Source organism: Methanolobus sp. ZRKC4, assembly GCF_045291305.1.
GTDB lineage: Archaea > Halobacteriota > Methanosarcinia > Methanosarcinales > Methanosarcinaceae > Methanolobus.
In genome coordinates, this window is record NZ_CP146983.1 from 2,240,295 (window position 1) to 2,265,386 (window position 25,092).

The window sequence follows — 25,092 nt, forward strand, 5'->3', positions numbered from 1 at the left end:
TAGGCTGAAATAGGAAATCCCCAATATGAATCTGTCGATTGAAAGGGCATTGGTTATACCCCGCCTCCTATATGCATGAGCTCAAAGTCAATATCATCAGGTACATCCACCCTGAAAACAAAGACATTATACCGGGACCTGCGTGCAAAGGAGATAGAGGCTTTCTCATCAGGCGTCAGATATCCATCCGTGCTTGCTACACATAATGATTTTTTAGTATCCTTTACAAGGAAATCAAAATGCTGACCGTAAGCATTGAGAAACTCCACAAGTTCACTCAACTCATCCCAGTTCTCACACATATGAATACTTTTGGTGGCAGAGTTGCTTACATACCAATCCCTGCTCATATAAGGGTAAGCAGCATACTGATCCATTAAGTCATCATATGCCTTATGTATCTTTGATGCCTCAGTATTCAGGTCTATCCACTTCCATCCCTGTTCGGAGAAATAGCGGGATGCAACTATTGCTACTATCCCATCCTTATCTTTTTGTTCAAGCTTCATTTTAACACCTGCTCCCTATAATGAATCTTATAACATTTAATTATATATCTGCGATCATCCAAAAAATGAGGTGCCATAATAACCGGGGAAAAATGACATGCATAACCTGATCATATGCCAGATTATGAAACCTGTATCTTGTGCACCGCAATTGACCTGTAAATCTCACTGGTCAAAATAGGGTATTGTTTGCGTGGATGAAACATTTACATAAACAATAGGTTCCAAATTCATTATTTCTTCCTTTGAACCGTTTTCAGTGTAAAGCTCAATGGTTCCCTCAATTGTAATAGAAGACCCCGATACCACGAGTTTATCTAGTTGCTGGCGAAGAGAAGCCGGTGATGAGACAATATAAGGACTTTGTGCAGGCACAGGCTCAACAGTAGTTACATAAATATCAGGGCCGCTGTTGAAAAGGGTAAAATTGTATTTGTAAAGATTGCTGGAATTATTGCCATCGGAAGAACCGATCGAAGATGAACCATCGACAAGAAACAAACCCTCCACAGGAACAATTCCGCATGACCACATGTTTGCACCGGCCCCTATTATAATACCGGCAGCAACAATCAATAATACTAAAGAAAGACCTTTTTCCATTACTCATTCCCCTTTATGAAAACAATACATCCATTTCATTTCATATTGTTGCTTAGGTGTCCTGGATTCGATTAGAAATATTCTCCTTGCTATTCAAAAAGTAAGTAAAAAGTTATCCATTGCTAGCTTACTCTAAAATATATGGAATATGATGCCAACATCTTTCAACTTATATAATTCATATTTTTGAACTATCTCCTGAACATAAGAAAAATTCATGAATCACGTTTCATGAGGGCAAACTTATTTATTCCAATGCAGGTTTTTATTCCCTAGTCTCATCACCCTGCATACAAGTTACTATTATAGACAGGGAATATATGTGAATGGATAGGAGTGCCATAAGGCACAGGTACTAAACAATTCCGACAGAAAGTCGGCTTTGAACTTATATGAATATCATAATTAAAAATTACATTTGAATAGGTGACATTATGACATGTGATGATTTTAAAGACCCTTTCGGATCCAAACAGACCATCGATATAGATGGTAAAGAGGTAACGATCTATAGCTTGAAAAAACTGGAAGAGGCTGGAATAGCCAACATTTCCAGGTTACCTTACTCGATTCGGGTCTTGCTTGAAGCATTATTGAGGAACGTGGATGGAAAGGTAATTACCGAAGATGAAGTAAAAAGCCTTGCAAGCTGGAGCCCGGAGGAAGTATCTTCTTCAGACATTCCCTTCATTCCTTCAAGAGTTATTCTTCAGGACTTCACAGGTGTGCCTGCGGTTGTGGACCTTGCAGCTATCAGGTCTGCCATGGAAAGACTGGGTGGCGACCCTAATAAGATAAATCCTGTAATTCCTGCAGATCTTGTAATTGACCATTCCGTACAGGTTGATTATTATGGTACTTCCTATGCACGCAACTGCAACGAAAAGTATGAGTTCCATCGCAACAAGGAGCGTTACGAGGTTCTCCACTGGGCACAGAAAGCTTTCGACAACATGAAGGTTGTTCCTCCTGCAAGTGGTATCATTCACCAGGTAAACCTTGAGAATCTGGCGTCTGTTGTACACCTGAGAGAAAAGGATGGTGAACTCGTAGCTTATCCTGATACAATTGTGGGTACTGATTCCCATACAACGATGATAAACGGTCTTGGTGTGCTTGGATGGGGTGTCGGCGGAATAGAAGCCGAGGCAGTGATGCTGGGTCAGCCATATTACATGCCTATTCCCGAAGTAGTCGGTTTCAAGCTCACGGGTGAAATGAAGGATGGTGTCACAGCAACCGATCTTGTGCTTAAGGTTGTACAGATGTTAAGGGAACATGGTGTTGTAGGAAAATTCGTTGAATTCTATGGTCCCGGTTACAAGACGCTTGAGCTTGCTGACAGGGCGGTACTTGCTAATATGGGTCCTGAATACGGTGCAACTATGGGATTCTGTCCGGTTGATGAAGTCACCCTTGGTTATATGACCCTGACAGGCAGGGAAAAAGAACATGTTGACAGAGTAAGACAATACTGCAAGGAACAGAACCTGTTCCTTGAAGAAGGAATGGCAGACCCGGAATTCACTTCCACACTGGAACTTGACATGAGTACTGTGGAGGCAAGCCTTGCAGGACCAAAGAGACCACAGGATCGTATTCCTGTTCAGGATATGTCAAGTAGTTTCCACCAGACTATGAAAGATGTCTTTGCTGAAAAGAATGGAAAGGAACTGAGTCCGTCCAATGGAGATTACAGCCGCTGGCTGGAAGAAGGCGGCTACAGCATCGCAGAAATAACTCATCCGCATCACACCGGAATAGAGAAAATTAAATGCGCCGATGATGATATTCATGTGACACATGGTTCCGTTGTTATTGCTTCTATCACATCGTGTACCAACACCTCCAGTCCTTCTTTGATGATTGGAGCGGGTCTGCTGGCAAGGAATGCCGTTGAGCGTGGTCTGAAGGTAAAGCCTTTCGTAAAGACCAGCCTTGCACCCGGATCACGTGTCATTACAGACTATTTTGATGAGGCTGGATTAACACCTTATCTTGATGCACTTGGTTTCCACCTTGTAGGTTATGGCTGTATGACCTGTATCGGTAATAGTGGACCATTGAAGGAGGCGGTTTCCCAGGAGATTGAAAACAAGGACCTCACAGTTGCTGCCGTTCTCAGCGGTAACAGGAACTTTGAGGGCAGGATTAATGCACAGGTGAAGGCCAACTACCTTGCCTCTCCTATGCTTGTTGTTGCTTACGCTCTTGCAGGGACAGTTGATATTGACCTGACAACAGAGCCTGTTGCATGTGATCCTAACGGACAGCCTGTTTATCTGAAAGACATATGGCCCGGAAAGGAAGAGATCGATGAAGTGACAAAAGAATTTGTCAGACCTGAGATGTTCGAAAAACAGTATTCTAATATATTTGAGGGAACAGAACTCTGGAGAGGACTTGATGCTCCTTCCGGTCTTCTTTATGATTGGGATGCTGATTCAACCTACATACAGGAGCCTCCTTTCTTCAAGGATTTCCCGATGGAAACGGAAGATATGAAGGATATTAAAAATGCACATGTGCTTGTCCTTGTAAGCGACAGTATCACTACCGACCACATATCACCTGCAGGCTCCATACGCACAGACTATCCGGCTGGTCAGTATCTGCTCTCAAAGGGTGTAGACGATAAGAACTTCAATTCATATGGTTCCAGGCGTGGAAATCATGAAGTCATGATGAGAGGCACATTCGGTAATGTACGCCTGAAGAACCAGCTTGTTCCGGGCAAAGAAGGCTCATGGACAAGACACGTACCTACTGATGAGGAAATGCACATATATCCTGCGGCAATGAAATATGTTGAGAATGACATTCCCCTGATTATTCTTGCAGGTAAGGAATATGGAACCGGCAGCTCTCGTGATTGGGCTGCAAAGGGCACTCAGCTTTTAGGTGTAAAGGCAGTTATAGCAGAGTCTTTTGAGAGAATTCATCGCAGCAATCTTGTCGGAATGGGTGTATTGCCGCTTAAGTTCACGGACGGTGAGAACGTGCAAAGCCTTGGTCTGACAGGTAAAGAAACATTCGATATCAAAGGTATCGATGCGCTTAAACCGTTCGGTGAAGTCACAGTGATCGCTAGATCCGAAACAGGTGAAGACAAGACCTTTGATGCCTTTGTGCGCCTGAACTCTGATATCGAAATAGAGTACTATATGAATGGCGGCATACTTCATAAATTCCTGAGAGACGGCATAAAGGGAGAATGACCTGTTCATTCCCCCTTTATCAAATTTTAATATTTTTATTTAATTAGAATGGTTTATTTGAATAATATATAAAAACAATATAAATCCAGTAAACTTTATATATGGACAACAAAAAGATAATATTGACCATATTTTACCAAAACGTATACTTCGATCCATTGGGGGATTTTTAAATGGAAAAGATGAAAAAAGGCCTGGAAGGCGTAATAGCTTTGGATACCAAAATATCCTTTATTGATGGTATTCAGGGAATTCTGAAGTACAGGGGGATTAAAATAGAGGATTTGGTAGATCTCTCTTATGATACAGTTTCCTATTTACTGATCAATGGAAATGTCCCCAATGAAAACGAGTTATTCGAATATTCCCAGGAACTTAAAAAAAACCGCCATATCAATGGAAAACAAATAGAAGTACTCAAGGAATTTGATTTCGGAATTGAGGCTCTTGACGGTTTGAGGACTGCGATTTCCTGTACAGCTCACTTTGATCTTGAGAATAATCATCATTCAACTGATGCAAATAAGAACAAATCAATAAGACTTGTTGCAAAATTCCCTACTATTGTTGCAGCTTTACACCGTGCAAGTTATGGCGAAAAACCCATTGAACCAAATGAGGAACTGTCCCATGGTGCTAACTTCCTTTACATGCTCACAGGCAAGATTCCAACAGAACTTGAAGCTGAAGCAATGGAAAAGGACCTTATACTGAGTGCAGAGCATGAATTGAACCCCTCGACGTTCGCTTTGAGAATTGCAGCATCAACCCTCTCAGACCTCTATTCGGCTGTTATATGCGGCCTTTGTACCCTAAAAGGACCTTTACATGGTGGTGCCAGAAAGGGTGTGATGGATATGCTTGATGAAGTTGGCAGTATAGAGAACGCACAGAGTTACGTTCTTGAAAAACTTGAAAATAAAGAGAAGATAATGGGTTTTGGTCACCGTGTCTACAAGACATATGATCCAAGAGCAAGGATATACAAGGATGTAGCCAAAAGATTGGCCATCGAAAATGGTGATTCTTCCTGGTTTGATATGGCAGAAAGAATAGAGCATATTCTTTACCATGAATTCATAGAACTTCGGGGAAAAACAATCTACCCTAATGTAGATTTCTATTCGGCTGTTGTGTATAAATATTTGGACATCCCTGCTGAACTTGCAACTTCTATATTCGCAATCGGAAGGGTTTCAGGATGGATGGCCCACTGCATGGAACAATATGCAGATAACAAGGTTATCAGGCCAAGGGCAAATTTTGTCTGAGACTTGTTCTCTTTTATTTCTCACATTCATTTTTCAGGTTATTGTTCATATTTTCAAAACCCATTCGGGTTTTTTCACCAATAAAATGTAGTATGAAATTTGCAAGGATACCTCTAAACCTTTCACACTGTATGAATCGTGTCCTATCATTTTCAAGTTCTTCGATCCTAAAGACATGTTCACCGTCAAATATCCCTTTGACCCACAAATTGCCCATCCACCTGTACTCATGCACAGGCTCTACTTTTGTTAGAACAGGAGTTAAGTTAATAGCTTTCATGCCAGGTGGCTGCATATAAACATCTAGCTTTGAACCAGGTTCAAGTTTTCCTTTTATACTTGTGATAAATGGATTCCAGCGATCAAAACCTTCAAAATCTGTTAGGAGGTCCCAGACCTCATTAATAGGAGCTTCAATTATGATATCAGTACAAATCTTATGCATTGTGAGGTAAACCTCCGATAAAAAGGAAGTTGGAAGAAAAAAAGGATATATTGTTCACACTAATTCCCTGCTTTTCTATGCAACTCTTTAGCGTTCATTAAATATATAATTATAGATGGTATGAAAATAGGAAGCATAAAGAACAAGATCACCTGCAAATCGGAAAAAGATAAGTAAATTGTTTAGTTGTAAGCATTTATATCGTCGCCTATATCTGCCTAAGGTTTACATGGATTAAAAGTTTTACTCTTCACTATAGAACATACATGAATCTTTAAGGCAAAAAGAAATTCAGGTAAGTGTTTTTATACGTCCAGATTCATTATAGACTGCAGTTATTAATCCAACACAAAGGTACTATTATGGGCAGCAACCAAAAACACGGCATTCCGGCACTATTATCATTTTTCATACCGGGACTGGGACAGATCATTAAAGGCGAATTATTCAAGGCAATTGGTATATGGGTAGTTCTGGTTATTTGTCTTATATTACAATTCATCCTCATAGGTTACCTATTGGGAGCCATTGTCTGGATATGGCAGATATATGATGCTTATAATAATTAACACGGGATAGAAATATCCCCTTTTATTTTTCAATAAAAAGAGATAATCTAAAATATATCTTTTATTCCCGTAACCTTCTCACTCTTTGCACCCTGAGCAGTTGCTTCAAACTCCTTGAATTTAGGAACACCAGTGCCACCGGTCTCATCAGGAACAAGAGCATTGGACCATGGGCTGTTTACCATATAGGCAATCCCGGGATGTTCTTCTTCATAAACCGACCTCTGTGCTTTGACGACCACTTTCCCAAAATTGTTTTTCACGATAACAGTTTCGCCTTCCTTGATAGCAAGCTTTGAGATATCCTTTGGATCAAGCCGGATAATTGCAGAGAGCCTTTCGTACTCTTCACCGAATCTTGAAGATTCTTTTGCAGAGTCCTGGAATACATCCCTGTAGGTAATCACTTTCAACTTTAGCTCCGGTGATGCAAGAAATTGTCCGAATCCCATTATAGTGCCTCCATTATACGTGTGAGTAAATCTTCGTCCGACAGGCGGTCGGTTTCGATGATCTTTTTAAGTTCTATTTCTACCCCATCCATGCGTATGGCCGTGCCACCGGACTCAACTCCTCCAAGTGCGCAGGGGATGGTAACGTCCGACTTTGCAGATGTAAGCGTCTGGCAAGGGTCAATGGTTATTAGTGGTATCTCGGTAAGATAGCGGGCGACAGAAAGCGGCAGGCTTGAGAGCGGATCGGAACCGATAACAAGTGCGGCATCAACAGATTTTTGTTTCAATGCCTCGACAACTGAATACTCGGGACCGTGAGATATTTCGTCATCAAATTTCACCCTGTTGATATATCCGGTCTCTTCGAACAGGTTGTGGTTGAAACCTCTCATATTGTACTGTCCCACCATAGGTATGAGATGGAAATTTGAAACGGAGTTGAGCTTGTCCATGAGCCTGAACAATGGCTCAAGCTCATCAAGGGAGTAAACAAATCCAAGGCCTACAAATATTACTCCGAATTTTGCTTTTTTCAGGATATTCGTAAGTTCCAATATGCGTTTTTTATCAAAATCGAAAGAGGTTTTTGGGACCTTGTTGGAAAGTCCGCTAACAAGCGCATCCATGAATTCGGCATCTGCTTGGGACGGAATCAGGTAAGTACCGTTATCTCCGCATATTTCAGCAGTGTCTGACTTTCTGACATCGATACATATCGCAGTACGGTCTTCTTCCCAGCCTCTCTGGCGCTCTTTTCCCCTGGGAAAATAAGAATAGCGGGACAGATGCCTGGGATGTGAGCTTGAAGGATCAGCTCCCCAAAAAACGACAACATCGGCTTTATGCCTAACATCATCAAGGGTACAGGTCTTCAGTTTATCCTGCAGGATGGCTTCGATGATCGGACCCTGGCAAAATGAAGAGGTATCGTCGAGGTATGCGCTGGTTTTCTTTGCAAGCCCGATGGATATTTTTTGCGCTTGAGAACTCGAATTGCCATGACCGAATATGAGCGGGTTCTTCGCACTTTTGAGTATAGCAGCAGCTTTTGTAATAGCCGAATCAATATCAGCTTTCTCGCCGCCCACTGTGCACTCCATAGGATCACTGCAACCTTTCATGCGTGCAACACCTTTAAGGCAGGCAGCATGTACCTTGGTCAACTTATTGCCTTCTGTTTCAACTCCGATATCATCACAGAGAAGAGCGCAACCCGTACAAACATAATATTCACTCAAATCATCACCACACTTAAAAATAAGAATAAAGACAAATTAAACGAACTCAATAGCTTTTGTAGGACAGGTGTCTATGCAGGCAACACAGAGTATTTTGTTCTCGCCGAAACGTCGGCATTCCTGAACGTTCTTTGCCTTTACAATACCATCTTCTACTTTGAAAATCACTTTATCGGAAGTTGGAGCTTTTCCGCTACCGGCACCAAGCGGGTCAGTAGCAACGTCTACAGGACATGCAACCACACAGTTCCCGCAGCCTATGCACTTTTCCTCATGCACGATTAGCCCTGTCTCGGTAACACCACCTACAGGAGTTATCATCTCCGAGAGCTTCTGGTAGTTCGCTTTGTATTTCTCTTCCCTTACGAGTGGCTGGCAATCCTCTACCTTGAATTTACGTGCAAGAAGGTCAACAGCAAATGCCATGCAAGTAGATTTTCCGCATTCCTTGCAGTTCGTTTTCGGGAGCAATTGATATATTTCCATTACATTTGCCATGATCGTCAGCTTTTGGAACTAAGTTAAGTATTATGCCACTTACTGTAACAACCGTTTTTTCTTCAGAATAACTTCAAACCTTAAAGAACAAAGAGCAATGGCAACTTCCGCCGTTTTCGATCTCGTCTTCATGATAGACACAGGGACAGACTATCTTGCGATCTTCTGAATCGTCACCGGTGCGTAGCCTGCAAGGACAATACTGTTTTCCATGTTCATGTTTGTTCCTGGAAAGCCCTTCGATGACCATACGGAGCATCTCTTCATTCGGGTTGAGGATGAAACCTTTCCTACTTGCATATTTTGATGCCCATTCGTGAGTTTTTTCCATTATTGGTCCAAGGTCGGTCATAGATAATCTCCGATATTACAGATCAAAAGTATGAAAGGTATATTCTGGATATCATTATTTATTTACTTCGGTATTTGTAATAATTATACGAAAATTAAACCTTATACAAAATACAAATGCTGTCTATCAGGACAGGACATATCTGACCCAAGCTTAACCCTCTGGATGATACCACGTTTTTAAGCGCTAAAAAAGAAAAAGGTAGAATACCGGAAATCTCCCGGCTTACATCATTTTCGTTTGTTCTGTCTGGCGTGGAGCTTTGACTACGAGAAAACGGAAGATGCCCTCGCTCTCGTTCATTAACCTATGGGGTATTTTTGCAGGACTTTCCACAAGCATATCCCTTGTAACGTTTTCCTGTTCATCTCCTATTTCTACGATACCCTCTCCTTCGAGAATGTAAAAGAACACATCAACAGGTGTTGAGTGCTTCCTTAGAGCCTCTCCGGGTTTTAGTTCTATGTGCATGGCCTGGGCATGCTCGGTGTCATATAACTTGTGTACGGTTACACCGTGTGGATTATCTTTCTTCTCTGCATTCCTGTAACTTACTATCTTCATATTGTCCACTTCCTTAAACTAAAAGAGGGCAAGGGATATTTTAAATATCCCTTAGGAATTTACAGAAGGACCTTGAGGTCTTCTTCAACAGTTGAGTTTGGTCTGATGTTGAACTGCTCGACCAGTACATTAAGCACGTTGGGTGAAACGAATGCCGGCAGTGTTGGACCAAGCATAATGTTCTTGACACCAAGGCTCAGCAGGGCGAGAAGGACCAGGACAGCCTTCTGCTCGTACCATGCGATGTTGTATGATACTGGCAGATCATTGATATCCTCGATTCCGAAAGCTTCTGCAAGTGCCTGTGCTATGACCACCAGTGAATAGGAGTCATTACACTGGCCTGCATCGATGACTCTTGGAATTCCGCCGATGTCTCCGAGATCAAGCTTGTTGTAGCGGTATTTTGCACAACCTGCTGTAAGGATGACAGTATCATCAGGAAGAGCGTTTGCGAAATCTGTGTAGTAATCCCTTTCCTTATGCCTGCCGTCACATCCTGCCATGACAACAAATTTCTTGATCTGCCCGCCTTTAACAGCTTCGATGATTTTGTCGGCAACAGAGAGCGCGGATACGTGTGCGAAACCTCCCATGATGGTACCTTCCTCGAGTTGTTCAGGGGCCTTGCATGTTTTTGCCTGCTCGATGATGGCTGAGAAGTCCTTGCCACCGTTATCCCCGGCGTTGATGTGAGTTACACCATCAAATCCTACTACTCCGGTAGTATAGATCCTGTTGAGGTAGCTATCCTTCGGGGGGACAATACAGTTCGTGGTCATGAGTATGGGACCGTTGAACTTTTCGAATTCGTCCTTCTGTTCCCACCATGAACCTCCATAGTTCCCAACGAAGTTGTCATATTTCTTGAATGCCGGGTAGGAGTTCGCAGGAAGCATCTCACCGTGTGTGTAGACATCGACACCTGTTCCCTGTGTCTGTTCAAGGAGCTGTTCCATGTCGCGCAGATCGTGACCGCTTATTAGTATTGCAGGGTTGCCGCGAACTCCGATGTTAACAGCTGTGGGCTCCGGGTTTCCGTAGGTGGTGGTATTTGCCTTGTCAAGGAGTGCAAGTGTGGTAACACCCTTTGAACCGCATTCCAGTACCATTGGGACCAGTTCGTTGACTCCCATGCTGTCGTCCATTGTGGCCAGCAGGGCTTTCTCGGTAAAGTCCATGACTTCATCATCCTTGTATCCGAGGATGTTTGCGTGGTGGGCATAAGCGGCCATGCCTTTGAGTCCGTAGATGAGCAGTTCCCTGAGGGAGCGTATATCCTCGTTCTCGGTAGCAAGGATTCCAGTATCTATGTTAGCCAGGCTTTCAGGTGTGACCTTTGCCATGAGTGGCAGCTCTTCACCTGCATTCGGGCTTCCTCCCAGAAGCTTTTCTCTGATCCAGCCTGGGAATGATGATTTGGACTTTTCATCAATTACCTTGGCATTGACCAGCTTTTTCTTTATTCCATCTTTAATCTCAAAACCTTCACTGATAAGTCTTTCAAGATCTGATTTACTGAAGTTGGTATTGGTAACCGTTGCGAAGAGTCCGTCAAGCATGAACTCGTCGGTCTTTGCATCATTGAGCTTGTTTGCTCTTGCCTTTGAGTTGTAGAATGCAATGCTCTTCAGGAGATACATTAGGTCGTCCTGGAGGTCTGCAACATTACCTTTCTTTCCACAGACTCCGTTTTTCGTACAGCCGGTTCCATTAAGACTTTCTTCACATTGATAGCAGAACATATTTTCACCATTTATTGCCTAATATCTTTAGGATACTGGTATATTGGGTATACTAACATATAAACGGGAGAGTTTCCGGTTGGATACCCGTGCTCGAAAAAATAAAGTATGATTTACAACGACTGCGTTCCTATCGTTGTCACTCATACCTACTCTTTAGAAGTGCAGATATCACAGTCCATTCCCCATATTTACCCAATTCAATAATTAGTGACCGGGACTTTATAAACCTATCTTGTACGACAATTGGGTTTTATGATATTCGCCGATATTGACCCGTAAAAACCTGAAAAAAGAATGCTACTAAAAAACCGGAATTCAAAATAGAAAAATTAGAGGAGTGTTACTCCTCTTTTCGCCTGTTGATGATAAAGGCAAGTCCTATTATCGCTGCTATTGGAAGAGCAACGGTTGGGAACTCAGGGATCTGCTCAGATGGTTCATCAGGTTCATCAGTTACTTCAATTTCCCAGATTTTTACAACCTTGTTGGAGGTAACGATTTCCTGCTGGCTGTCAACAAAGCTTGCGATAATGGTATCAGTTCCTTCAAGAGTACCGAGGTATGTGAAAGTTGCTTCACCATTGCTGCCAGTGTATGCTGAATTAGTAAGTCCTGCGTGTGGTCCTACTACTACCTCAAAAGTGACTTGTTTTGATTCCACAGGGTTACCATCATCATCCTGAACAGTTGCTGTTACTGTGTGATAAGTTCCTACAGGGTTTGTTGCTGATGCCGGGCTGAGGACAATTCCTTCTCCTACTACAGCTACAGTTGATTTGAGGTCGAAGTATGCAAAGAATATGTTATCATCATCTGAAGGATTTTCTGTGTACACAGTAATTGTGCTGTCTCCATCCTTTACCAATGGAAGAATGTTGTACAATTCATCATCCAGACGAGGGTCTGAGTAAGCAGTCTGCGTTGGAATTGCAGGGTTTGCATTGCTGTCATCCAAGCCACCTACTGTGAGAAGACCTCCATTTCCAGAGTAACCGTCATCTTCCCCACCTGCTGCAGAAGTAAGTCCCTGTCCATTTACATTGACTATACTGTATTGACTGTCACCTGACTGGTAACTGTAAGATATACCAAGTCCCATACCAAGTCCCATATCAAAACTCATATCAGGACTACTTGTGTCTATAGGTTCTGCAAGCAAAATATTGAATGTGTCTCCGCCAGTGCTCTGTGCACCAAAGAGAAGGACGATAGTGTTGTCATCTACTTGATTTGGGTCATCGAAAATGACTACCAACACGGTTCCATCAATATAATGTGCATTATCCTCGGTTATTGTGAAGTCTACTCTTCCTGTTGGAGCATTGTCAATCTTTGTCTTTACAAGAGGTGTAACATCTGCCCAGTGATTGTAAGTATATTTGTGAACAGAGGAGGTCCAGTTAACGTCCTGACCATCAATCTTAACCTGACCATCTACTATTGGGCTAGCACCCCAAAGAGATGCACCAATCATGTATGCTGATCTTACGGTTGCACCTGCAGGTTTTTCTACCTAAATAATGCCAATTCCTTCTGTTCCAAGTCCATCAACTGAAAGGCTGATCTTTCCGGTCTCTGTGACCATCGGAGAAAGGCTTGTAAGTGCAGGTACAGCCAGGGTCATTGGTGCCACTGATGCTGTCTTGAATGTTGTTTCTTCAACTGTACCAGGTGTTGTTTCAGCTGCGCTTGCTGCCATCATAAAAGCTGATGACAAAACAGCAAAACACACGAAAAAAGTCATTATATTTTTAATTTGTTTTTTTGCTATCATAAAATAACTTCTGTACTTTCTCAAGTAAACAAGCAAGTCTATATGAACATATGCACAGTTAATATATAAATATATTTTTTATTTACTGTTTTAAATAATTGAGTGGCACGAAATCATAATAATAATAATAATAATAATAATAATAATAATAATAATAATAATAATAATAATAATAATGATAATAATAATAATAATAATAATAATGAGATACAAGCAACCCATTGACAGTCGAATAAAGATTGATAAGTGCGTTTTTAAGGTGTTTTGCTAAATTAGAGATTTTGCAAGTAGATACTTTCAGAGTGCCTATGAACCTGTCTGGAAACAGAAAACACAAAGTTTATATTCTCGAAATTATGGAAAATATACGATTGTACAGGCTTATAATGAATAATGAGTCAAAAACACAACATATCTAAATTAATTATTCTGTGCAATGAAACGACATATCAGTATGTTATTTGACCTTTAGAATATACTAAATATTAGCCAATAATGATGCAAATATAGATGAAGTTCATCAGCGATTGACAGATATGAACCCTGCAAAGTATAATTAAATGGTTTTTCATCAATCATCCAAAACTATATCATCCCCAAAGTCATTTTTTCCTGCAAAAAGGAGCTACCAAAATGCGGATTGGAGTATACATCTGTCACTGCGGACTGAACATAGCCCATACTATCAACGTCAACTCTCTTCAGGAGAAAGTCAACAACCTTGGAGACGTTGCACTCGTCAGGGATATACAGTTCATGTGTTCCGATTCCGGGCAGGAATCCATTATCAAGGACATTGAAGAGAACAAGCTCGACCGTGTGCTTGTAGCTGCATGTTCTCCTCACCTGCATGAGCCGACGTTTAAGAGGGTACTCACAAAGGCTGGCCTGAATCCGTTCCTGCTGGAAATGGTCAACATCCGGGAGCAGTGCTCATGGGTTCATCAGGAAGAGCCGCAGATGGCAACCCAGAAAGCTTTCGATCTTGTAAGAATGGGAATCGCCAGGCTAAAGCTGCTCGATCCGTTGCAGGTAAAGAAAGTGTCCGTTACAAAGGATGTTCTTGTAATCGGAGGAGGTGTTGCCGGCATCGAGGCTGCACTGACTCTTGCTGATTCGGGTTATCACGTTATTATGGTTGAGAAAGAGCCGACCATTGGTGGCAAGATGGCCCTGCTCAATGAGGTTTTTCCCACAAACGACTGCTCTATCTGCGTACTGGCACCCAAGATGACCGATGTACAGAATCATCCCAATATAGACCTTATCACATTGGCAGAAGTCAGCGAGGTCAGTGGACTGGTGGGCAATTTCAATGTCACAGTAAAACGCAGGCCAAGATATGTGGATGAGGACAAATGCAAAGGCTGCGTAGAAGAGTGCGGTGGAGTGTGTCCTGTAGAGATTTCCAATCCATTTGATTTCGGGCTTGGCAAAACCAAGGCCGTCAATATGCCAATACCCCAGGCAGTACCCCAGGTAGTCTACATAGACAGCAAGTATTGCGTGGGCTGTGGGCTGTGTAAACAGGCCTGTCCCGCAGATGCCATAGACTATGAACAGACAGAGGAAACATTGCAGTTCACCGTGGGAGCCATTGTCCTTGCAACCGGTTACAAGCTGTTTGATGCCACCCGTAAGCCGGAGTACGGGTATGGTCTCTATCCTGACGTCATCACAAATATGGAACTCGAACGCCTGCTCAATGCTTCGGGTCCTACAAGAGGAAAAGTGCTTACACCTTCAACAGGAAAAGTTCCCCAAAAGGTTGCTTTCATCCAATGTGTGGGTTCCAGGGATGAGAAAGTAGACAATCCCTACTGTTCCAAAGTATGCTGTATGTCCAGCATGAAAAATGCACAGCTGCTCAAGGAACGCTATCCTGAGATAGATATTACCATTCATTATATTGACATCCGTGCATCCGGTGAGATGTACGAGGAATACTACACAAGGACCCAGTCTATGGGCATCAATTTCGTTCGCGGTAAAGTGGGTGAGATCCTGCAGGACGGACTGGGAAAAATGAACCTGCGTTATGAAGATACTCTTAGTGGCAAAATTTACGAGGAATCCTCAGACCTTGTTGTCCTTGCAACAGGTATGGAAAATGTCAAAGATGCTGACAGGATATCCAGGGTATTGAACCTTACAAGACGCAGTGACCGTTTCTTTTCCATAGCCCATCCCAAGATGCGGCCTGTGGACTCCCATGTCAAAGGTATCTACATAGCTGGCTGTGCATCGGGACCGAAAGAGATACAAGTATCTATAGCCCAGGGCAGTGCAGCAGCTTCCAAGGTAATGCAACTACTTTCAAAAGGAGAACTGGAAAGCGATCCGCTCAGTGCCCATGTGAACCCGGATACATGTATCGGATGTGCGATATGTGCCGATGTATGCAAATTCAACAAGATAACCATGATCGACAATAAAGCTGTGGTCGATGAATTATCCTGCATGGGCTGTGGTGCATGCAGTGCTTCCTGTCCTGCGGATGCGATATCCATGCGGAATAGCACTGACGAGCAGATAATATCACAGATCCATGCAGCCACCGATGTCAAGTCCCAGTTCCCGTTGATAATTGCTTTCCTGTGTAATTGGTGCAGCTATACCTGTGCCGATCTTGCAGGTACATCCAGGATACAATATCCGAGTAACATCAGGACCATCAGGGTCATGTGTGCCGGGCGTGTAGACCCGGCTTTCGTGCTCGAAGCATTTGAACGAGGCGCTGACGGCGTACTTGTTGCAGGATGCAGGCTTGGTGAGTGCCATTACATCTTTGCCAACTACAATGCAAAACACAGGATGGAAGCTCTTCAGGAAGTACTTAAGGATATAGGCATTGATCCGGCCAGACTGAAGGTTGAATGGATATCCGCTGCAGAAGGCGAGAGATTTGCGAACACCATTGAGGAAATGGTAGAATATCTGGAAAAGATAGGTCCGATAGGTTCCGAACTCCTGGAGGAACCACAATGACCGAAGAATGCAGGGAAAGTTCGCTCTGTGTCGAGAAAGACATGGACATAGACGGTTCCCATTTCATCTATCGCCAGATAAGCAACCAATCTGTGAAATTCCTTGATTATGATTACAAACGTTGTGTCGGCTGCGGTATCTGTGTTAACCTCTGTCCGACCAGGGCTCTGGAACTGGGACCTATGCAGGAGATATCAACTGGCCTGGATGCTCCTCCCGTGACACTGGACCTCGAAAAGTGTACTTTTTGTTCCATGTGCGCAAACTTTTGTCCGGTGCATGCGTTCAGGATGACTGCCGAGGGTGATTTTCCAGAGCATGGAAAGTTTCCTGAGTTTGATTCCTATGTCAGGATGAACGAGAAATGCCTGCCATGCACTCTCTGCAAAGCAGCCTGTCCCGAAGATGCCATTGATGTCGAGTTTACTTTCCAGAAAAAGGAAGAAATCGCACCTTTCAAAGAAGGTGTTGAAGGTGAAATCGAAATTGATACGGACAAATGCAATTTCTGCGGTCTTTGTGCGGAATTCTGCGAAGCCTTCCTTCTGATTGAAAAAGAGAAAACACCAACAGACCCGACTCCCTTTGAGCTCCTGCTTGTAGATGAGGATAAATGTGATTACTGTGTGCTTTGCCAGGATCTCTGCCCTGAGGATGCTATAAGCGTAAAAGGGGAGAAAAGAGGTGAAGCTCCTCAAATAGAAGGCAATGTCACAGTGGACGATGAAAAATGTACTCGCTGCACCTGGTGCCAGGTCGTCTGTCCGTATGAGGCAGTTGATCTCAAAAAGCCTTTTGAGGGAGAACTCAGGCTGGTGGATGTGAATGTCGATAAATGTGATCCGCAGGGTTGTCATGGCTGTTTCAATGTATGTCCTTCCCATCTCTGGTATGTTCCCGAGGACGGCGATGCTAAGATCGCCATAAAGGAAGACTACTGTATATATTGTGGAGCCTGTGTCAATGCATGTCCGAAAGATGTAATGAAAGTCACTCGTACGAAGGTTCACCACACTGAGATCCCTGAATCACCATGGGCAGAACAGTGGAGAAATGCAGTGGATTCCATGGTTACCGGAAAGAGAGAGCATCCGGACATTTCCAGGACCCTTGTTGTGGAGAAGGAAGAACAGAAGGAACATGTGGAAGTGGAACTGCCACAGATTGATGGCTCACTCCTCAAACTCGCAAAAGAACGTATTGAGAAAGCAAAGCCCTTGCTTGACAATGTGAAAATAAGGAAGATGCTTGAGGATAGCCCTTCTGAAGAACAGAAGGAAGAGTTCCGCAAAAAGATAGGAACAGATACAAGCAATAAGTCCAAACAATAACTATATACATGCGTGTGCGTTTTGTTGTGTAGATATCCACATATTGCTTACTAAATTACAATCAATTAATTACGATCAATTCAAATTATTCATTAATATTGGTGAGACTTTCCATGAGTGACAAATTCGATTATGCCGGACTCGGCTTGAAATGTGGTCTTGAGATACATCAGCAGCTTAACTCAAAGCAGAAGCTCTTTTGCAGATGCCCTACACAGATCAGGGAAACCGGTGAATCGACTTACGAGTTCTTCCGCTACCTGCGTCCTACTGCAAGTGAAATGGGAGAGACTGACAGGGCTGCTCTGGAACAGTCTAAGCTGAAGCGCAAATACGTTTACAAGGGCTATGATAGCACCTGTCTCGTGGAGAACGATGATGAACCTCCAAAGAAGCTGGACCGGGAATCCCTTGATATTGCACTTAGCATAACAAAACTTCTTAACATGAAGCCTGTGGACCAGGTTCACGTAATGCGCAAGATAGTTGTGGACGGTTCCAATACCTCGGGTTTTCAGAGGACTGCCTTCCTTGCAAAGGACGGCTACCTTGACACATCAATAGGACCGGTTGGTGTTGGTGTACTCTGCCTTGAAGAAGAAGCATGCCAGAAGATCGAGGATCAGGGTGATTCCATCATCTATTCACTGGACAGGCTTGGTATTCCGCTTGTCGAGATTGGTACTGATCCTGATATTATCTCCCCGGAACACGCAAAGGAGACAGCACGACAAATAGGCATGCTGCTGCGTTCCACCGGAAAGGTAAAGCGAGGTCTGGGGACTATACGCCAGGATGTAAACATTTCCATTGCAAAGGGTGCACGTGTGGAGCTTAAGGGTGTTCAGGCACTGGACATGATTGAGACAATTGTTGAACGTGAAGTGGAACGTCAGGTCAATCTGCTTGCCTTCAGGGATGAACTCCTGAAACGAGACGCTTCGGTTTGTGATACTATTTTCGATGTAACCGACCTTTTCAAAGACACAAAGTCCAAGGTCGTTAAGAAAGCACTTAAAAAGGGAAAAGTTCTTGCTGTGCTGCTTTCGGGTTTTTCAGGTTTTGTAGGCAGGGAAGTCCAGCCTGGCAGAAGACTTGGTACCGAGTTTTCCGACCGCGCCAAGACTTCCGGCGTAGGTGGTATTTTCCACACCGATGAGCTTCCGAATTACGGAATAACTGATGATGAGGTTCGGGCTCTTCGCGAGACGGTTGGTGCCGGCGAAAATGATGCGGTTGTCATGGTTGCTGATCTTGAGAAGCGTGCAAGAGGTGCCATGGAAAGTGTTATAGCCAGGGCAGGTGAGGCACTTGAAGGAGTTCCTGAAGAAACCCGCCGGGCCTTACCAGACGGTAATAGCTCATACCTCAGGCCTCTTCCGGGAGCTGCAAGGATGTATCCTGAAACCGATGTACCCCAGGTGAATATCTCCGGTGATTACTTTGATGCTATAGAAATACCAGAACTGCTAACTGAAAGGGCAAAGCGTTTTGAATCGGATTTCGGGCTTCACAAAGAACTTGCCGGGAAAATCGCTTACTCTACTTATCTGCCTCTTTTTGAAGAAATAATGCAACTGTTTAATGGGAACCCGAATATCACTGCAACGCTTGTAGTAAGAACGCTTACCGGAACACTCCCGGAGCTTAAGAGAGACGGTGTGGAAGTTGACAGGCTTGAAGACAGTCATTTCATAGATGTTTTCAGGTTCCTTGCCGAAGGTGGCGTTGCAAAAGAAGCCATTGATGGTCTGATCCGTGCAATTGCAGGTGATACAGGACTATGCGCAAAGGATGCGGCAGCAAAGATGGGACTTGGAAACCTTGACATATCTGAGGTCGAGAACATGGTAGATAAGATCATAGATCAACGTCAGGATTTTGTCAGGGAAAAAGGGCTTGGAGCGGTAGGTCCTCTCATGGGTCCGGTAATGGCTGAATTCAGGGGAAAAGTCGACGGAAAAGTGATAAGCGATGTCCTAAAACAAAAGATTAATAAATATATAAACTCATAATATATTTCCGATGTACTTGTATCTTAGTATCCGGTTTGGAAAAATAGTGAGCAGAGGGTTTTTTCTGCTTGCTTTTCTGATTTTATTTGTATCAGCTGTATCTGCTTCTGTAGTCATAGAAAACGATGAGAAACTAACCAATATCACAAATGCTGATCACCCTTCATGGAGTCCGGATGGGAAAATGATCGTATATGCTGCTAACCAGGCAATATGGGTCATGAACAGTGATGGTTCCGGGCAAAAGAAACTATATGATGGAATGGCCTGGGAAGGGGACCCGGTATTCAATGATGACGGTACAGAGATATATTTTGCAGCTGAAAGTAAAAAAGCCTATTCTGCACGTTATATTAGTATCCACATGATGAATGCTGACGGCAGCAATGGCCTGAAACTGACCGAAAGCGCCGATTCAAGAGAACCTTCCGTAAATCCTGATGGAAGCAGACTGGCATATGCATCACGCGCCTCAGGAAATTATGATATATGGACCATGGCAAGCAATGGAACAGATAATATCCGGCTTACTGATGGAGACGGAGATGAAACTTCATCCTCATGGAATCCAGAAGGAAACACGATCGTTTATTCTTCTTCCGGAGATATATTTATAATAGACATCGATGCAGTGAGACCAATTGGACTAATACAGGACACATACAACAATGTTGAACCTGCATATAGCCCGGATGGCGAGACCATAGCATATGCTTCTGATGTCGGCGGAGACTATGATCTGTGGCTGATGAACCCCACTGGCAGCTCACAGGTTAAACTGACCAGTGACCTCTCTTCTGAAAAAGCTCCTTCATGGAGTCCGGATGGCAATAAAATAGCCTATGTCTCCAATGAGGGTGGGGATTATAATATCTGGTTAATGACATTTGGAGACGAGGAGATCGAATTTGAGCTCACGGAAAAAACTGTGGACATTGAAGAAAATCAGATCAACAATACCCAACTCATAAAACTACGCGAGTATGCGATAAAGGAACCCCGGGAGTTCATAGGTATAGTACTTTTGTTTTCCTTCGTATTTGTTGTGTTCATCGTGGGATCTTTTATGCGAAAGATCTCATAATCATTCTTTTTTACATAAGTTCCTGCAAAAAAAATAGAGAATTCCATCGTAATCCTTATAGCCTATTCCTTACATGTAGACGCAGGTTCGTACAATGAATGCAGTATTAGGATTAGAAGATGGGACTATTATAAAAGGCACCGGTTTCGGCGCCGAAGGTATCGTTTCCGGGGAACTTGTTTTTACCACTCAATATACTGGTTATGAGGAGGCTCTGACCGACCCCTCCTATAAGGGTCAGATCCTTATGTTCACTTATCCTCTCATCGGTAATTATGGTGTCAGTAATAATTGTTTTGAATCTGACGGCGTAAAAGCTGAAGGTCTTGTTGTGAGGGAGGCATGTCCCGAGCCATCCCACCACCTTTCAAAGAAGACTATTTTCAAGCTGATGGAGGATGCAGGTAAGCCCGGTATCGCAGGGATTGACACACGTATGCTCACTATCAAGACACGTGAGCACGGAACAATGCGTGCAGCCCTTATCAATGGCAGCGCTGACGGGGAAGAGGCCGTAAGGATCGCCCGTGCACAAAAGAGCATTTCAGATATCGATTTTATATCACAGGTGACTTGCCCGCAGCCCTTTAAACTGGAAAGCCCGACAAGGGATCCAAATAACCCACTCAATGTGGTTCTTGTGGACTGCGGTCGTAAGCTAAGCATTGAAAGGAGTCTGATGGCAAGAGGTATGGATGTAACCGTTGTACCGGGTAACGCATCTATCTCAACAATAGAGTCCTACGATCCGGACCTCCTGTTCTTCTCAAACGGTCCAGGAGACCCATTGCAGGCACAGGATGCCATCTCAGCGGTCAACCATTTTACAGGAGAGTTGCCTATAGTAGGTATCTGCCTGGGACACCAGATAATATCCCGTGCACTGGGTGCGGATACATATAAACTGAAGTTCGGTCACAGGGGTGCAAACCAGCCGGTGAAGGACTTTGAAAGCGGTATAGTTCATATCACATCCCAGAATCATGGTTTTGCTGTGGATGAAGGTTCTTTTGAAGAGGCAGAGGTGAATGTCACCCAGATAAATGCCAATGACAAGACGGTTGAGGGAATTGCCCACAAGAATCTGGACATATTCAGTGTACAGTACCATCCTGATGCACATCCTGGTCCACTAGATACTGAGAATATCTTTTTTGAAAAGGTTTTGAAACTTGCAGGAGGTAAGAAATAATGCCAAAACGTGACGACATAAAGAAAGTACTCCTGATAGGTTCCGGACCTATTATGATCGGACAGGCTGCAGAATTCGATTTCTCCGGCAGCCAGGCATGCAGGTCCCTCAGGGAAGAGGGGATAGAGGTTGTGCTTGTAAACTCAAACCCTGCAACCATAATGACTGACCCTGAGATGGCTGACGCTGTATATATAGAGCCAATAGATGCCAGGGCAATCGAGAAGATTATAGCAAAGGAAAGGCCTGACGGATTGATTGCAGGTATCGGCGGCCAGACCGGACTTAACATTACAAGTGAACTCGCTGAAAATGGTGTTTTCGAGAAGTATGATGTAAAGCTTCTGGGAACTTCTCTTGAAGCTATCAAGAACACCGAAGACCGTGAACTCTTCAAACAGGCAATGGAGAATATCGGAGAAAAAGTGCCACGCAGTAAAGCAGTATCATCACTCAAGGAAGCAGAAGCACTTATTGATGAACTCGGTCTCCCACTTATCATCCGCCCGGCATACACACTTGGTGGTTCCGGTGGAGGCATCGCTTACTCCAAAGAACAGCTTCTGGAGATCAGTGAAAGAGGTTTGAGGCGCAGTCGTATCAATCAGGTACTCATTGAGGAAAGTGTACTCGGATGGAAAGAATTCGAGTATGAGGTTATGCGTGATGCAAATGATACATGTATTGTTATCTGTAACATGGAAAACCTTGACCCGATGGGTGTTCACACAGGTGAATCCATTGTTGTGACACCATCCCAGACCCTTAACGATGAGGAGCATCAGGTATTGAGGAGTGCTGCTATCAAGATCATCCGTTCACTCGGAATCGAGGGTGGATGTAATATCCAGTTCGCAGCAAAAGATGGTGAGTATCGTATTGTGGAAGTAAATCCACGTGTTTCCCGCTCATCCGCACTTGCTTCAAAGGCAACAGGATACCCAATTGCAAGGGTAACAGCCAAGATAGCCATTGGAATGGCACTTGATGAGATTCTTAACGATATTACAAAGAAAACTCCTGCATCCTTTGAACCTACTATCGATTATATTGTGACCAAGATCCCAAGGTGGCCATTTGATAAATTCGTAACAGCCGATAACACACTTACAACTGCAATGAAGAGTACCGGTGAGGTTATGGCCATCGGACGTACAATTGAGGAATCCCTCTTAAAGGCAGTACGTTCCCTGGATATCAATATGGACTTTGGTTCTGACGAGTGGTCCCCAAGTGAAGTCAAGATGCTGCTTAAGACTCCTACGAGTGAGCGTCTGTTTGTTATTTACCATGCACTTTCCAATGGTTTTTCAATTGAGGAAGTATGCGAGTTGACAGGTATTGATGTCTTCTTCATGAGGAAGATGAAGAACATCATTGACATGGAGTCTAATATAAAGGAAGTATCTGACAACCTGTCAGGTGAGCTGCTGCGTAGTGCAAAACGCCTTGGACTGACCGATGCTCGTATTGCAGAACTTGCAGGCAAGACCCGTGAAGAGATCAATGACCTGAGACGTGAGAAAGGTGTTATTTCCACCTATAAGATGGTAGATACCTGTGCGGCAGAATTTGCTGCAGCGACTCCGTATTATTACTCATGCTACGAGCAGATGTGCGAAGCAGAACCATCTGACCGTAAGAAGATACTGATACTTGGTTCCGGCCCGATACGCATAGGACAGGGTATAGAGTTTGACTACTGTACCGTGCATGCGGTGGCAGCCATTCGTGAAGCGGGTATTGAGACACATATCATTAATAACAATCCTGAAACAGTCTCAACTGACTATGACACCTCGGACAAACTCTTCTTCGAACCTCTGACACTGGAAGATGTCATGAATGTTATTGAGAAGGAGAATCCCGACGGTGTGCTTGTGCAGTTCGGAGGACAGACTTCCGTGAACCTGGCACTTCCTCTTGAAAAGGAACTCAAGAGGCGTAGCGACTTAAAGACTGAGATTCTTGGAACATCTCCATCTGACATTGATGTTGCAGAGAACAGGGAGAAGTTCAATCTGATGATGAGCAAGCTGGAGATCAACCAGCCAGATGCAGGTTATGCAACTTCACAGGAGCAGGCAATTGAGATCGCCAACAGGATAGGTTATCCGGTGCTTGTAAGGCCATCCTATGTACTTGGTGGCCGTGCAATGGAGATTGTCTATGACCAGACCGACCTCGAGCGCTATATGCGTGAGGCAGTGAAGGTATCTCCGGAACATCCGATTCTTATTGATGACTTCCTTGAGGGAGCCGTGGAAATTGATGTGGATGCCGTATCCGATGGCAAGGATGTGCTCATCGGCGCTATTATGGAGCACATAGAGGAAGCCGGTGTACACTCAGGTGACTCTGCCTGTGTTATCCCGCCACAGTCACTTTCCGAGGAAGTCCTTGAGACAGTGCGTGATTATACTCGTAAGATTGCACTTGCGCTGAATGTGAAGGGACTTGTTAATATCCAGATGGCCAAAAGAGGCGATAAGATATATGTCCTTGAAGCCAATCCGCGTTCAAGCAGGACCATACCGTTTGTTTCCAAGGCTGTTGGCCTGCCCCTTGCTAAGATTGCTGCAAGGGTTATTATGGGAGAGAGTCTGGAAGACCTTGGCTATGCGTCTGCTAATGAACCTAAAGTCGAGCATGTGTCTGTCAAGGAAGTACTACTACCATTCGATAAATTGCCAGGAGCTGACCCTCTACTTGGTCCTGAGATGAAGAGTACCGGTGAGGTCATGGGTGTAGACCCGGATTATGGCAGGGCGTTTTTCAAGGCGCAGCTTAGTGCTGACAATCTGCTGCCACTTACAGGCAAGGTTTTCCTTTCAGTAAGGGCTGAAGACCAGGAGCAACTGGTTGATGTTGCCCGTAAGCTTGTGGATTCCGGAATCGAGTTGCTGGGTACTAAGGGTACGGCAGATTACCTTGCTGAGCGTGGTATTGAGATGGGAATCGTGAAAAAAGTCCATGATGGCAGTCCGAATGTTATTGACATGATGCGCCGTTATGAGGTTGACCTTGTCATAAATACTCCTCAGGACAAGAAAGCCCGTGAGGACAGCTCTAAGATACGCCGTGCTGCTGTAGATTTCAAGGTTCCGTATATTACCACAATCCAGGCGGCTATTGCTGCATCCAACGCGATTGCCTCTATGAAGAAGGGTGAAGGTGGAGTAAAGTCCATTAATGAATATCACAGGGAAATCGCATAGATCTCCTATCAGGATCAGAT

At 43.9% G+C, this 25,092-nt stretch carries 20 protein-coding genes; 9 read left to right on the forward strand and 11 right to left on the reverse strand.

What is annotated here, in order from left to right; translation table 11 throughout:
• Positions 1-53: 53 nt before the first annotated feature.
• Together V7O67_RS11080 and V7O67_RS11085 are read right to left on the reverse strand one after the other, a co-directional pair.
• Complete coding sequence (locus tag V7O67_RS11080) at positions 54-509, reverse strand: hypothetical protein (RefSeq protein ID WP_342304784.1); 456 nt, start codon at positions 507-509, stop codon at positions 54-56.
• Positions 510-674: 165 nt separating this feature from the next.
• Complete coding sequence (locus V7O67_RS11085; RefSeq protein ID WP_342304783.1) at positions 675-1,112, reverse strand: hypothetical protein; 438 nt, start codon at positions 1,110-1,112, stop codon at positions 675-677.
• Between the two features lie 434 nt (positions 1,113-1,546).
• On the opposite strand from V7O67_RS11085, the gene acnA reads away from it, so the two are divergent.
• On the forward strand, positions 1,547-4,330 hold the full coding sequence (acnA, locus tag V7O67_RS11090; protein ID WP_406670012.1) for an aconitate hydratase AcnA: 2,784 nt from the start codon (positions 1,547-1,549) through the stop codon (positions 4,328-4,330).
• 173 nt (positions 4,331-4,503) lie between these two features.
• Positions 4,504-5,601 carry a citrate/2-methylcitrate synthase gene (locus V7O67_RS11095; RefSeq protein ID WP_342304781.1) on the forward strand — a complete coding sequence of 366 codons (1,098 nt, stop codon included), beginning with the start codon at positions 4,504-4,506 and terminating at the stop codon, positions 5,599-5,601.
• A gap of 13 nt (positions 5,602-5,614) precedes the next feature.
• Here the strand turns inward: V7O67_RS11095 and V7O67_RS11100 are convergent, their stop codons facing one another.
• Positions 5,615-6,046 (reverse strand): SRPBCC domain-containing protein, encoded by a 432-nt coding sequence (locus V7O67_RS11100; protein WP_342304780.1) that lies wholly within the window; start codon positions 6,044-6,046, stop codon positions 5,615-5,617.
• Positions 6,047-6,408: 362 nt separating this feature from the next.
• Between V7O67_RS11100 and V7O67_RS11105 the strand changes: the two genes are divergently transcribed.
• Complete coding sequence (locus V7O67_RS11105) at positions 6,409-6,615, forward strand: hypothetical protein (RefSeq protein ID WP_342304779.1); 207 nt, start codon at positions 6,409-6,411, stop codon at positions 6,613-6,615.
• A 47-nt stretch (positions 6,616-6,662) separates the two neighbouring features.
• On the opposite strand, the gene V7O67_RS11110 is transcribed toward V7O67_RS11105, so the two are convergent.
• The 8 genes from V7O67_RS11110 to V7O67_RS11145 form a co-directional block, all read right to left on the reverse strand.
• On the reverse strand, positions 6,663-7,067 hold the full coding sequence (locus V7O67_RS11110) for a molybdopterin dinucleotide binding domain-containing protein (protein ID WP_406670014.1): 405 nt from the start codon (positions 7,065-7,067) through the stop codon (positions 6,663-6,665).
• Positions 7,067-8,308: a formylmethanofuran dehydrogenase subunit B gene (locus V7O67_RS11115; protein WP_406670016.1), complete on the reverse strand. Its 1,242-nt coding sequence runs from the start codon at positions 8,306-8,308 to the stop codon at positions 7,067-7,069. Before V7O67_RS11115 ends, V7O67_RS11110 begins: the two co-directional genes overlap by 1 nt.
• A 36-nt stretch (positions 8,309-8,344) precedes the next feature.
• On the reverse strand, positions 8,345-8,806 hold the full coding sequence (locus V7O67_RS11120) for a (Fe-S)-binding protein (RefSeq protein ID WP_406657202.1): 462 nt from the start codon (positions 8,804-8,806) through the stop codon (positions 8,345-8,347).
• A gap of 73 nt (positions 8,807-8,879) precedes the next feature.
• Positions 8,880-9,158, reverse strand: a complete 279-nt coding sequence (locus V7O67_RS11125; RefSeq protein ID WP_406657203.1) for a ferredoxin-thioredoxin reductase catalytic domain-containing protein — start codon at positions 9,156-9,158, stop codon at positions 8,880-8,882.
• 225 nt (positions 9,159-9,383) lie between these two features.
• On the reverse strand, positions 9,384-9,722 hold the full coding sequence (locus V7O67_RS11130) for a cupin domain-containing protein (protein ID WP_406657205.1): 339 nt from the start codon (positions 9,720-9,722) through the stop codon (positions 9,384-9,386).
• 59 nt (positions 9,723-9,781) lie between these two features.
• The gene (gene hcp, locus V7O67_RS11135) at positions 9,782-11,467 is read right to left on the reverse strand and encodes a hydroxylamine reductase (RefSeq protein WP_406657206.1); all 1,686 of its coding nucleotides are present in this window, start codon (positions 11,465-11,467) and stop codon (positions 9,782-9,784) included.
• 343 nt (positions 11,468-11,810) lie between these two features.
• Positions 11,811-12,944 carry an Ig-like domain-containing protein gene (locus tag V7O67_RS11140; RefSeq protein WP_342304772.1) on the reverse strand — a complete coding sequence of 378 codons (1,134 nt, stop codon included), beginning with the start codon at positions 12,942-12,944 and terminating at the stop codon, positions 11,811-11,813.
• Positions 12,945-12,983: 39 nt separating this feature from the next.
• A complete protein-coding gene (locus V7O67_RS11145; RefSeq protein ID WP_406670017.1) occupies positions 12,984-13,187 on the reverse strand; it encodes a hypothetical protein in 204 nt (67 codons plus the stop codon).
• Positions 13,188-13,877: 690 nt separating this feature from the next.
• On the opposite strand from V7O67_RS11145, the gene hdrA2 reads away from it, so the two are divergent.
• The 6 genes from hdrA2 to carB all read left to right on the forward strand — a co-directional run bounded on the left by hdrA2 (position 13,878) and on the right by carB (position 25,072).
• Positions 13,878-16,232 (forward strand): CoB-CoM heterodisulfide reductase HdrA2, encoded by a 2,355-nt coding sequence (hdrA2, locus tag V7O67_RS11150; RefSeq protein WP_406670018.1) that lies wholly within the window; start codon positions 13,878-13,880, stop codon positions 16,230-16,232.
• On the forward strand, positions 16,229-17,563 hold the full coding sequence (locus tag V7O67_RS11155; RefSeq protein ID WP_406670019.1) for a 4Fe-4S binding protein: 1,335 nt from the start codon (positions 16,229-16,231) through the stop codon (positions 17,561-17,563). Before hdrA2 ends, V7O67_RS11155 begins: the two co-directional genes overlap by 4 nt.
• A gap of 113 nt (positions 17,564-17,676) precedes the next feature.
• Entirely contained in the window at positions 17,677-19,578 is a 1,902-nt protein-coding gene (gene gatE, locus V7O67_RS11160; protein WP_406670020.1) for a Glu-tRNA(Gln) amidotransferase subunit GatE, read from the forward strand.
• 10 nt (positions 19,579-19,588) lie between these two features.
• Positions 19,589-20,662 carry a TolB family protein gene (locus V7O67_RS11165; protein ID WP_406670021.1) on the forward strand — a complete coding sequence of 358 codons (1,074 nt, stop codon included), beginning with the start codon at positions 19,589-19,591 and terminating at the stop codon, positions 20,660-20,662.
• Between the two features lie 94 nt (positions 20,663-20,756).
• Positions 20,757-21,854 carry a glutamine-hydrolyzing carbamoyl-phosphate synthase small subunit gene (gene carA / locus V7O67_RS11170; protein ID WP_406670022.1) on the forward strand — a complete coding sequence of 366 codons (1,098 nt, stop codon included), beginning with the start codon at positions 20,757-20,759 and terminating at the stop codon, positions 21,852-21,854.
• Positions 21,854-25,072, forward strand: a complete 3,219-nt coding sequence (gene carB, locus V7O67_RS11175; RefSeq protein WP_406670023.1) for a carbamoyl-phosphate synthase large subunit — start codon at positions 21,854-21,856, stop codon at positions 25,070-25,072. Before carA ends, carB begins: the two co-directional genes overlap by 1 nt.
• Positions 25,073-25,092 lie beyond the last annotated feature (20 nt).